This is a genomic window from Shewanella sp. GD03713, from assembly GCF_029843705.1.
Taxonomy (GTDB): domain Bacteria; phylum Pseudomonadota; class Gammaproteobacteria; order Enterobacterales; family Shewanellaceae; genus Shewanella.
In genome coordinates, this window is the sequence record NZ_JAOCIW010000001.1 from 589,938 (window position 1) to 601,786 (window position 11,849).

Sequence of the window (11,849 nt, forward strand, 5' to 3'; positions counted from 1 at the left end):
GGGCCAATCAATATTAGATATTGTTAGGAATTGCGATGAATAAAACCATTATCGCCCAGACCTTGTTTGCCCTCATGAGTAGCTTAGTGCTCGTCGGCGGACAGGTTAACTCTGCCGTTGCAGCAACTTCAGCCCTCGAATCCAAAGTGCTTAAGGACGATTCAATCGCCTCATCGGTTGAATTGGCACCAGACAACTTATTAGCCACTGAGACTCAAGCCTCACTCAATCAGTGGTTGCCTGAGTTACTCAAGCAAATTAATCAGTTACCCGAAGTACAGGCGCAAATTGCTCGGCAGCAACAGGCTGAGCTTGCCATTGCGGCTGCGGATCGCGCCATCTATAACCCTGAGCTTGGACTCGATTATCAAAACGCCGACACAGATACCTACAGCCTAGGGCTGAGCCAAACCCTAGATTGGGGCGATAAGCGCGGCGTGGCGACCCGCCTTGCCCAGCTCGAGGCGCAAATCCTGTTAGCGGATATACAGCTAGAGCGCAGTCAGATGTTGGCCGAGCGGCTATTGGCGCTGGCCGAGCAGGCGCAGAGCAATAAGGCGCTGACCTTTGCCGAGCAGCAATTAAGGTTTACGCAGGCACAGCTCAATATTGCCGAGCAGCGCTTTGCGGCAGGGGATTTATCCGATGTTGAATTGCAACTGCTAAAGCTCGAATTGGCGAGTAACACCGCCGACTATGCGCTGGCCGAACAAGCGGCGTTAGTGGCCGATGGCAAAGTCATCGAATTACTTGGAGTCGATAAGCTGGGGTTTAGGGAATTTATCCCCGAGATTGGCCAATGGGTGTCGCAAATGGCCCCGAAAGTGGATTTACCCGCATTGACCAGTGCCCATCAACAGGTGTTGCTGGCGAAGGCCAATGCCATGAAGGTTAAGGCGGACACGGCGGCCGATCCCACCATCAACCTCGGTGTTGAAAAGGAAGGCGATGACAACAAGTTTGGCGTCGGCGTGGCGATCCCTTTGCAGGTGCGGAATAACTACAGCGAGTTACAGTCGGTTGCCGATAAAGGCATCGCTATCGCGGAGCAGAACTACTTAGCCCGTGAGCGAGTACTTACGGCCAAACAGGCACAATTTACCAATGCGTTACCCCGTTTACTGGCGCGCTACCAAGATTGGCGCGAGCGAGTCGCAGCCTCGGGGAGTAAAGCCGCTAAATCCTTAAGTGAGCAGTGGCGTTCGGGTGATGTGAGTACTAGCGAGTATTTGCAGAGTCGACGTCAGCTCGCGGCCAGTTATTTGGTCGGTTTAAACCTCGAAACGGCAATTTATCAGAGTTGGTTAACTTGGATGGGGGACAGCGGTCAGCTGCTGCCCGTGGTTGACACATTCGCCGACAAATCCGTCGACAAATCAAGTTCCACTTCTTCCACAAATGCCGTGCCAGCAAAGTAATTGTGAGGTAACACTATGAATTCATTTACTCAAAAATCGTCTTTCCATACTTTGGGCACAGTGTCTGCTGAAGGCTTGAGGTCGTTATTTACTCCTTCCCGTTTAGCCTTGGCCTTGATGCTTGCCTCCCTAACCCTGATGGCGCCAACCTTCGCGGGCGAAGGCCATGATCACGACGCTGAAAAGGTCACCAATCAGGCGGAAAAGAGCGCTTCCGCGACGGAAGATGACCATGGTGAGCAGGCGCTTACTTTTACGCCTGCGCAGTTAGAACTTGCCGGCGTGCGCCTGTTGCCCCTGAGCAGCGAAAGCTTAAGCCTTGGCAATCTTAATCTCGATATTCGGGCGACGGCGACCTTAGTGGTTGACCGTGATAGAACCGCGACCTTAGCGCCGCAGCTGGATGTGCGGGTGCAGGCGCGCCATGTGGTGCCCGGCCAAGAGGTGAAAAAAGGTGAGCCCTTACTGACCTTAGGCGGCGCAGAAGTCGCCAAGGCGCAGGCGGAATATATCAATGCCGCCGCCGAGTGGAGTCGAGTGCGTCGGATGAGCGAGGGAGCTGTGAGCGTGAGCCGCAGAATGCAGGCGCAGGTCGATGCCGAACTTAAGCGAGCAATTCTGGAGGCGATCAAGATGACGGATGCACAGATCCGTACCTTAGAGTCGACTCCAGAAGCTATCGGCAGCTATCAACTTTTAGCGCCTATCAATGGCCGTGTGCAGCAGGATATTGCCATGCTAGGCCAAGTATTCACCGCTGGCACACCATTAATGCAGTTGACCGATGAGTCGCACCTGTGGGTGGAAGCGCAATTAACCCCGGCGCAGGCGGCCAATGTGAATGTCGGCGGCCCGGCGTTAGTGCAAGTGGGGGATAAAACGCTGGCGGGCAAGATTATCGGCCGCTCCCATGAGCTGGATAGTGTGACCCGCACCGAGCAGATTTTAGTCAGTATGCCCAACCCTGAGCATGTGTTGCACGCGGGGCAATTTGCCGAGCTGTATTTTGCCGATGCGCCCAAGGGCAGCGACTTATCATCAGGTTTTTCTTCAGGAATTGTCTTGCCCGATGCGGCGCTTACCCGCAGCGGGGATGGCGATTGGCAGATCTTTATTCAAGACGAGGATGGGTTTGAAGCCATTGAGGTGGAGCTGGTGCAGAGTCAGCGTGGCTTAAGCCTAGTGCGCGGCGACAAGTTAGATAAGGCACGACAGGCACAACTAAAAGTGGTAGTGGGAGGCGCATTTTTCTTAGCGTCGGAACAGGCCAAAGCTGGCTTTGATATTCATGCCCACTAATGCCGATGAGTCGAACCTTATCAAGCCCTATTTTTACGCCTTTTTAAAGGCTTAGGGCGAATGCGCGAGGAATTTATATGTTGCAAAAAGCAATCGAAGCCGCGATTAAAAATCGGCTATTAGTAGTGCTCGCACTGCTTGCTGTGGTGGCCGCTAGTGTCGCCATGTTGCCCAAATTGAATCTGGATGCCTTTCCCGATGTGACCAACGTGCAGGTGACCATCAATACTGCGGCCGAGGGCTTGGCCGCCGAAGAGGTGGAGAAGCTCATCAGTTATCCGGTCGAATCGGCCATGTATGCCTTGCCAGCGGTGACCGAGGTGCGTTCACTTTCGCGTACTGGCTTGTCCATTGTGACCGTGGTATTTGCCGAGGGCACGGATATTTATTTTGCCCGTCAGCAAGTGTTTGAGCAGTTACAGGCGGCGCGGGAGATGATCCCAAGCGGGGTGGGTGTGCCAGAAATTGGCCCTAATACTTCGGGTTTAGGGCAGATTTATCAGTACATTCTGCGGGCAGATCCTAGCTCTGGCATTAATGCCGCCGAGCTGCGTAGCCTTAACGATTACCTCGTTAAACTGATCATGATGCCGGTGGGCGGCGTGACCGATGTTTTATCCTTTGGCGGCGAGGTGCGCCAGTATCAAGTGCAGGTCGACCCTAACAAGCTGCGAGCCTATGGTTTGTCGATGGCGCAGGTGAGTGAGGCGCTTGAGAGCAATAACCGCAACGCTGGTGGCTGGTTTATGGACCAAGGCCAGGAGCAATTGGTGGTGCGGGGTTATGGCATGTTACCCGCGGGTGAAGCAGGGCTTGCCGCGATCGCCCAAATTCCGCTGACAGAAGTGCGTGGCACGCCTGTGCGAGTGGGCGACATTGCTAAGGTCGATTTTGGCAGTGAGATCCGTGTTGGGGCCGTGACTATGACGCGCCGCGATGAAGCGGGGCAAGCGCAGGCCTTGGGTGAAGTGGTGGCGGGCGTTGTGCTCAAGCGCATGGGCGCCAACACTAAGGCGACGATTGATGATATCGATGCGCGGATTAATCTGATTGAACAGGCCCTGCCAAAGGGCGTGTCCTTCGAGGTATTTTACGACCAAGCGGATTTAGTGGATAAAGCCGTTACCACAGTGCGCGATGCGCTATTAATGGCCTTTGTGTTTATCGTGGTGATCTTGGCGCTGTTCCTCGTGAATATCCGCGCCACCCTGTTGGTGCTGCTGTCTATACCAGTATCTATTGGTTTGGCGCTAATGGTGATGTCTTACTATGGCCTGTCTGCCAACTTGATGTCTCTTGGTGGGTTAGCGGTGGCCATTGGTATGTTGGTCGATGGTTCTGTGGTGATGGTTGAGAATATTTTCAAACATTTAACTCAGCCAGACCGCCGTCATTTAGCCCAGGCGAGAAGCCGCGCCGATGGCGAAGTTGACCCATATCATGGCGATGAGGATGGCAGTGCTCATGCTTTAGACGCGGATAACAGCATGGCCGTGCGCATTATGCTGGCGGCGAAAGAGGTTTGCAGTCCGATCTTCTTCGCGACCGCCATCATCATTGTGGTGTTTGCGCCGTTATTTGCGCTGGAAGGGGTTGAGGGCAAGTTGTTCCAACCTATGGCGGTCAGCATTATTTTGGCGATGATTTCCGCTTTACTGGTGGCCTTGATTGCCGTGCCTGCTCTGGCGGTTTATCTGTTTAAGCGTGGCGTCGTGCTCAAGGAGAGCGTCGTCTTAGCACCTTTGGACTCAGCCTATCGCAAGCTGCTGAGTGCAACCCTTGCTAGGCCAAAGTTGGTGATGATCAGTGCGCTGCTGATGTTTGCCATGAGTATGGTTTTGCTGCCAAGGTTGGGGACCGAGTTTGTGCCCGAGCTAGAGGAAGGCACGATTAACCTTAGGGTGACGCTGGCACCGACCGCGAGCCTTGGCACTTCTTTAGATGTAGCGCCAAAGCTTGAGGCCATGTTGCTGGAATTCCCCGAGGTGGAATATGCCTTGAGCCGTATCGGTGCGCCCGAATTAGGCGGCGATCCTGAGCCTGTCAGCAATATCGAAGTCTATATCGGCCTTAAACCCATCGAAGAATGGCAATCGGCTAGCTCGCGTTTGGAGCTGCAACGGCTGATGGAAGAAAAGCTTAGTGTCTTCCCAGGGCTGCTACTCACCTTCTCACAACCGATTGCGACGCGGGTCGATGAGTTGCTCTCTGGGGTAAAGGCGCAGTTGGCGATTAAGCTTTTTGGCCCCGATTTAGATGTCTTATCAGAAAAGGGACAAGTGCTCACCGATCTGGTGGCGAAAATCCCCGGTGCCGTGGATGTGTCCCTCGAGCAGGTCAGTGGTGAGGCGCAGCTGGTGGTGCGGCCAGACCGCTCGCAGCTTGCCCGTTATGGCATCAGCGTCGACCAAGTGATGTCGCTAGTCAGCCAAGGGATTGGTGGTGCCAGCGCCGGACAGGTGATCGACGGTAACGCGAGATACGACATCAATTTGCGCCTCGCAGCCGAGTATCGCAGCAGCCCGGATGTGATTAAGGATTTACTCCTTAGCGGCAGCAATGGTGCCACAGTGCGTTTAGGTGAGGTGGCCAGCGTTGAGGTGGAAATGGCGCCGCCGAATATTCGCCGTGATGATGTGCAGCGCCGCGTGGTGGTGCAAGCCAACGTGGCGGGGCGGGACATGGGATCTGTGGTCAAAGATATCTATGCGCTGGTGCCTCAGGCCGATTTGCCCGCGGGCTATACGGTGATTGTGGGTGGTCAGTACGAGAACCAGCAGAGGGCACAACAAAAGCTGATGTTGGTGGTGCCTATCTCTATCGCTTTGATTGCCTTGCTGTTGTACTTCTCCTTTGGTGCGCTGAAGCAGGTCTTATTGATCATGGCAAACGTTCCTTTGGCATTGATCGGCGGTATCGTGGCGCTGTTTGTCAGCGGCACTTATCTGTCGGTGCCAAGCTCCATTGGTTTTATCACGCTGTTTGGGGTGGCTGTGCTCAATGGCGTGGTGTTAGTGGACTCGATTAATCAGCGTAGGCAGAGCGGCGAGTCGCTCTATGACTCGGTTTACGAAGGCACGGTTGGCCGTTTACGTCCCGTGCTGATGACGGCATTGACCTCGGCCTTGGGCTTGATCCCCATCTTAGTGTCGTCGGGTGTGGGCAGCGAAATCCAAAAGCCGCTGGCGGTGGTGATTATCGGCGGGCTGTTTAGCTCTACGGCACTGACGTTATTGGTGTTACCGACTCTGTATCGCTGGTTATATCGTCACGATAAGTCGCCCACCTAGTGGGATATTGAGCCTTGGCCTCATTTTGTGGCAAGGCTCAATGTTAAAGTTAAAAATCAGTGAGCTATAGTGCGCGATCTAGGCTAGGCTTAGCTCTGGTATTAAGGATTACTATCTCTGGAGAGCATTATGATCGCAGTCATTTTTGAAGTCGTGCCCACGAAAGAAGGCAAGGAAGAATATCTGCACGTGGCAGCTGAGATGCGCCAATATTTAGAAGGGCGTCAGGGGCTGATTTCAATTGAACGGTTTCAGAGCTTAACCGACGATGGCAAGGTGCTGAGCTTATCGTTTTGGGATGACATGGCCTCTATTACCCAATGGCGTAATCAAATGGCCCACAGCATTGCTGAGCAATCTGGCATTGTGCCTTGCTTATTTAACTCTTATCGCATCCGTGTTGCCGAAGTCGTGCAAGACTATAGCGAAACAGTGCACGACGTGCCCGAGTAAGCTAAGCGCTTGAACAAAAATAAAACCCATCGAAGTCGATGGGTTTTTTATTGCAATCAATCAGATAAAAATGGCGTTAGCTTATTTTTCTTGCTGCGCTTTAAGCAGATCGCGGATCTCTGATAACAACTCTTGATCTTTGGTCGGTGCAGGTGGCGCTTTCGGCGCTTCTTCCTGTTTGCGTTTTAGGCTGTTAATGGCTTTTAAGCCCATAAAAATCGCGAAGGCGATAATGGTAAAGTCGATGATGGTTTGAATGAATTTACCGTAAGCAATCACTACCGCTGGCGCGTCGCCCTGGGCGGCTTGCAACACTATGCTCAGATCGCTGAAATTCACGCCACCTAAGATGATCCCAATTGGCGGCATAATGATATCGGCTACAAAGGATGAGACTATCTTGCCAAAAGCGGCACCGATGATAATACCCACCGCCATATCGATCACATTGCCACGGGACGCAAAAGCCTTGAACTCTTTAATTAAGCTCATTAGGTTTCCTCCGAAATTAAAAATGAAATGTTAAATTTTATTGTGTTATCTGTATCAGGAAAACCTAAGGGTCTTTTGCTGCCTGTTACCTTGCCAAGCTTATAGGGGCTTAAGGATTAAGGCAATTCTGACTTTCTGGATTTATCCTTCGCCGTCTGATTTCACCCTCTGAAAGTTACAATTGTTAAGTTTGGCGTGGGGAAGGCTGCTCTTGCTGACCGATAAATTCTGGCACTTCTAATACCTGTGACCCCCAGCGTTTGAACAGTGCGGTATAGATAAATTCGATAAAGACGCGATATTTTCGTGGTAAATACGCCCGTTTGGGATAGCTGAGCACCACTTTGGTTTGCACCATTGGATAATCGTCGAGGAGCGGCACTAAATAGCCTTTCTCTATCGCTTCCTGCGCAATAATCGACGGCACGGCCGTAATGCCAAGCCCTGCAATGGCGGCTTCGCGGGCAATGGTGACATTGTTTACTGTTAGCTGTGTGACGGGTTCTATCACCACCCAAGACTGGCCATCAAACAGCTTCCACGCCCCTTCAATATGCGCCGACTGTAAGCGAATCGCTTTATGCTTGGCTAAGTCCTGCGGCACTTTTGGGGTACCGTGCTCGGCTAAATAACTTGGGCTTGCCATCAATGATTTGTAGGCGTTAACTAAGGAATAACTCTGCAGACGCGTATCGCTCGAGTCGGCGATTTGGAATAACAAATCGATGCCTTCTTCTATTACATCGACCTTGCGGTTAGTGAGCTCTGCCTCAATGGTGATATCGGGATAAAGGGTTAAAAACTGGGCGAAAATAGGCCCGAGGAACAATTGGCCTAACTCGATGGGGCACACTATTTTTAGGTTGCCTTTAATCAATTGCTGGTGGGCGCTGAGTTGATTTTCGGCGCTCTGTAGATCGCTCAAGATCTTATTGATCCGATTGTAATAACTCGATCCCGCCTCGGTGAGTTTGAGGGCGCGGGTCGTTCGGAATAACAATTGGGTGCCAGTATCTGACTCCAGTTCGGCAATCTTGCGACTGACTGTGGCCTTAGTTAAACCCAGGGCCTTGGCGGCGCCAGTAAAGCTGCCTTGCTCGACGACTTGGGCAAATATCTGCACACGATTGAGATCCATGATTGTTACACCTGTGAAACAGTGGGTTGATTTTTAACTATCTAATAAACGTGATGAGACAGTAGTACACTAGCACTCACTAATCAAGGAGTCATTCATGTCCAAAAGTAAGCTCATCATCGCCGTTCCACTGATACTCGCCGCTGTCGCGGGGGGCGGCTATTACTGGTGGACGCAAGTACGTTTTATCGAAACCACTGACAACGCCTATGTTGAGGCCGATATCTCCCATGTGAGTGTGAAAGTTCCTGGTTACGTAGTGTTATCCGATGTGACCGATAACCAGCATGTGCGTAAGGGCGAGTTATTGGCGCAGCTTGAGGATAACCAGTTTAGCGCGAAAGTCAGCCAAGCCGAGGCGTCACTCGCCAGTGCTAAGGCCGATCTGCAAACCTTAGCCGCTAAGGTGGAATTACAACATGCGTTGATCAGCCAAGCGAGTGCGGGCGTGGTCGCAGCGCAGGCCGACAAACTGCGTGCTGAGCAACAGTTAACTCGTGCTAAAAAGTTAAAAGTCAGCAACTACAGCTCACAGGACGATGTCGACCAATTGCAGGCAGGTTTTGATTCTGCCGCCGCTGGGCTGGATGAAGCCAAGGCACTGTTAGTGGCTAAAGAGCGTGAGCTTGCCGTGTTCAATGCCCAGCTTAATCAAGCTGGCTCTGTGGTTGAGCAGTCGAATGCGGCATTGGAGTTGGCTAAAATTCAGCTTAATGATACCCGCGTGACCGCGCCTTTCTCTGGGGTGATTGGTAAACGCGGCGCCATGGTGGGGCAATATGTGCAACCCGGCCAGGCACTCTACAGTTTGGTTCCGGATGGGGCTGTGTGGATCACGGCGAACTTTAAAGAAACCCAAATCCAACATATGCAACCTGGGCAGTCGGTGCAGGTCAGTCTCGATGCGTTTCCCGACAAAACCTTTACAGGTGTTATCGATAGTCTGTCGCCGGCGTCCGGAGCCAAATTCAGTCTGCTGCCCGCCGAAAATGCCACGGGTAACTTCACTAAAATCGTGCAACGTATTCCGGTGCGGATCCGTTTAGATCTCTCAGAAGAAGAGGCGCGTGTCGTCCCCGGTTTAAGTGCCGTGGTGAAGGTCGATACTGCGTCGCATCCGACGACAGCCATCGCTGCTAACGTCGGTCGCTAAGTAGGTCGTTAACATGAGCACAATTGCTGCGGCACCTGAGGCTATCGCCGCGGGGGCTACACCGAGCGAATATGAGCGTGGTAGTCGCCGTTCGTGGATTGCTGTTTTTGGTGGTTTGATTGGCGCCTTTATGGCGATCCTCGATATTCAAATCACCAATGCCTCGATGAAGGAAATTCAAGGCAGCCTTGGGGCAACTCTGGAGGAAGGTAGTTGGATTTCAACGGCTTATCTTGTTGCAGAGATGATTGCGATCCCGCTCTCGGGTTGGTTAAGCACAGGGCTTTCGGTCAGGCGTTATCTGCTGTGGACCACAGCTGCCTTTATCTTTGCTTCTATCCTGTGTTCTATTTCGTGGAACCTCGAGGCCATGATCGCCTTTCGGGCGTTGCAGGGCTTCTTTGGTGGCGCGCTGATCCCGCTAGCCTTTCGGTTGATCTTAGAATTTTTACCCGAGAATAAACGTGCCGTGGGGATGGCGTTATTCGGGGTGACGGCGACGTTTGCTCCCTCGATTGGCCCAACCTTAGGTGGTTGGTTAACTGAGCATTTTAGTTGGCATTACCTGTTTTATATTAACGTGCCGCCCGGCTTGCTGGTGATGGCGATGTTGGCCTATGGTCTCGAAAAACGCCCCGTGGTGTGGGACAAACTGAAAAATGCCGACTTAGCGGGCATTGTCACTATGGCGCTGGGTATGGGCTGCCTCGAAGTGGTACTTGAGGAAGGTAACCGCAAGGATTGGTTTGGCTCGGATTTGATCCGCAATCTTGCCATCATTGCCGCGGTGAATTTAGTGCTGTTTGTGTGGATCCAGCTTAAGCGCAAAGACCCTTTAGTGAATTTACGCCTGCTCGGTAAACGTGATTTTGTGCTTTCGACCATAGCTTACTTTTTGCTGGGGATGGCTCTCTTTGGCGCTATCTATTTGATCCCACTTTATTTGTCTCAAGTGCATGATTACACGCCGCTGGAAATCGGTGAAGTTATTATGTGGATGGGCTTCCCGCAGCTATTGGTATTGCCATTAGTGCCGCGTTTAATGCAACGTTTCGACGGGCGTTACTTAGCCGCCTTCGGCTTTTTTATGTTTGCCCTCAGTTATTACATGAATAGCCAAATGACCGCCGATTACGCTGGGCCGCAGATGATTGCCTCCCAAGTGGTGCGCGCCTTAGGCCAGCCCTTTATCTTAGTGCCCATTGGTATGCTGGCGACGGCCCATTTAAAGCCCCATGAGAATCCTTCGGCTTCGACCGTATTGAACGTGATGCGTAATTTAGGCGGTGCCTTTGGTATCGCGCTGGTGGCGACCTTAACCGATAACTTGGCCCGCAGCCATTTGGCCCATGTGAAGGAGTCTTTACCTGCGGTCAGTACACAGGCGCAGGACTATTTGAATCAGAGTGCCAGTATGTTGCAACAGGGCGGCTCGGATCCCTATACCGCCTCCATGCAGGCCAAGGCTCTGTTAGGGCAAACCGTGAGTCAGCAGGCCTATATTCAAGCCTATAACGATGTGTTTTTGATTATGGGTGCCCTGTTGTTAATTGCCGTGCTGGCTGTGCTGCTTATCCGTAAACCTCAAGGGCCAGTCGCCCACGATGCGGCGATCGAATAAGACTGACTCATTTCGTTTTCGCAATGCGTAACCTTGCGCCTTAATTCCCCCAGGATTAAGGCGCTTTTTTATGCGGCGACCGCTGTGGTAGACTCGGGCTCTTTTCCGGTTGTACGCAGAGCCTTTTTATGTCGATACAAGATTCAGTCGAGTGGCAAAATCTTAAATTTAATCAATTAACTGCTAACACTTTGTATGAGATTCTCAAATTGAGAGTCGATGTGTTTGTGGTCGAGCAGGCCTGTGCTTATCCAGAGCTTGACGATAAAGATAGACACCCTGAAACCCAGCATTTAATCGGCTTATCGCCAGCGGGCGAGTTACTCACCTATGCCCGCATCTTACCTCCTGGGCTGAGTTATCCCGAGGCCAGTATTGGCCGAGTCGTCGTGTCTCTAGCGGGACGAGGTAAAGGACTGGCTATGCCCTTGATGCAACGGGCGATTGATGCCGCTCTTAGCACTTGGCCTGCAGCGGGTATCCAAATTGGTGCTCAGGATTATCTGAAAAGCTTCTATCAAAAACTTGGGTTTAACGCCTGTTCCGACATGTATTTGGAAGATGGCATTCCCCATATTGATATGCGCTACCAGCCTAAGTAATCTGGTGTTAACTAGCTGAATTTACTCTTATTAAGGAAGTCAAATGACAACTTCTACGGACTATAAAATCAATCAACAACAACTCGTTTGCGTCGCGAGCTTTTTAGCGAAAGAAGGTCAAACCGAGGCCTTGATTGCGGCGCTCGCTTCGCTGATCCCCGATACGCGCCGCGAAGCGGGCTGCATCCGTTATGAACTCAACGTCAGCCGTGATGAACCGCGCCGCGTGACCTTTGTGGAGAAGTTTGTCGATATCGCGGCATTCGATGAGCACTGCGCTAAGGATGCCATTCAGCATTATTTCCATCAGGTGATGCCCGAGTTAGTCGAGTCTTTCCATGTGGAAACTTACCATCAAGTCATCGCTTAATCGTCCCGTGCAG

The 11,849-nt window shown here is 52.0% G+C and carries 10 protein-coding genes; 8 read left to right on the forward strand and 2 right to left on the reverse strand.

Going from position 1 to position 11,849, the window contains the following annotated elements; all coding sequences use genetic code 11:
• The first annotated feature begins 35 nt into the window (after window positions 1-35).
• From N5E87_RS02645 to N5E87_RS02660, 4 genes are all read left to right on the forward strand, one after another.
• Complete coding sequence (locus N5E87_RS02645) at window positions 36-1,418, forward strand: TolC family protein (protein WP_086902986.1); 1,383 nt, start codon at window positions 36-38, stop codon at window positions 1,416-1,418.
• Between the two features lie 15 nt (window positions 1,419-1,433).
• Entirely contained in the window at window positions 1,434-2,717 is a 1,284-nt protein-coding gene (locus N5E87_RS02650; protein WP_086902985.1) for an efflux RND transporter periplasmic adaptor subunit, read from the forward strand.
• A 77-nt stretch (window positions 2,718-2,794) separates the two neighbouring features.
• Window positions 2,795-6,007, forward strand: coding sequence for an efflux RND transporter permease subunit (locus N5E87_RS02655; RefSeq protein ID WP_279775014.1), 3,213 nt, complete (start codon window positions 2,795-2,797; stop codon window positions 6,005-6,007).
• 129 nt (window positions 6,008-6,136) lie between these two features.
• On the forward strand, window positions 6,137-6,460 hold the full coding sequence (locus tag N5E87_RS02660; protein WP_011627310.1) for an antibiotic biosynthesis monooxygenase: 324 nt from the start codon (window positions 6,137-6,139) through the stop codon (window positions 6,458-6,460).
• An 81-nt stretch (window positions 6,461-6,541) separates the two neighbouring features.
• Here N5E87_RS02660 and mscL read toward each other — a convergent pair whose 3' ends face one another.
• Together mscL and N5E87_RS02670 are read right to left on the reverse strand one after the other, a co-directional pair.
• Entirely contained in the window at window positions 6,542-6,952 is a 411-nt protein-coding gene (gene mscL / locus N5E87_RS02665; protein ID WP_011715722.1) for a large-conductance mechanosensitive channel protein MscL, read from the reverse strand.
• A gap of 184 nt (window positions 6,953-7,136) precedes the next feature.
• Window positions 7,137-8,090, reverse strand: coding sequence for a LysR family transcriptional regulator (locus N5E87_RS02670; protein WP_086902983.1), 954 nt, complete (start codon window positions 8,088-8,090; stop codon window positions 7,137-7,139).
• 97 nt (window positions 8,091-8,187) lie between these two features.
• Between N5E87_RS02670 and N5E87_RS02675 the strand changes: the two genes are divergently transcribed.
• The 4 genes from N5E87_RS02675 (at window position 8,188) to N5E87_RS02690 (ending at window position 11,836) form a co-directional block, all read left to right on the forward strand.
• A complete protein-coding gene (locus tag N5E87_RS02675; RefSeq protein ID WP_011627308.1) occupies window positions 8,188-9,243 on the forward strand; it encodes an HlyD family secretion protein in 1,056 nt (351 codons plus the stop codon).
• Window positions 9,244-9,256: 13 nt separating this feature from the next.
• Window positions 9,257-10,864, forward strand: coding sequence for a DHA2 family efflux MFS transporter permease subunit (locus N5E87_RS02680; RefSeq protein ID WP_086902982.1), 1,608 nt, complete (start codon window positions 9,257-9,259; stop codon window positions 10,862-10,864).
• Window positions 10,865-10,992: 128 nt separating this feature from the next.
• The gene (locus tag N5E87_RS02685) at window positions 10,993-11,466 is read left to right on the forward strand and encodes a GNAT family N-acetyltransferase (RefSeq protein WP_086902981.1); all 474 of its coding nucleotides are present in this window, start codon (window positions 10,993-10,995) and stop codon (window positions 11,464-11,466) included.
• Between the two features lie 43 nt (window positions 11,467-11,509).
• Window positions 11,510-11,836 (forward strand): putative quinol monooxygenase, encoded by a 327-nt coding sequence (locus N5E87_RS02690; protein ID WP_086902980.1) that lies wholly within the window; start codon window positions 11,510-11,512, stop codon window positions 11,834-11,836.
• Window positions 11,837-11,849 lie beyond the last annotated feature (13 nt).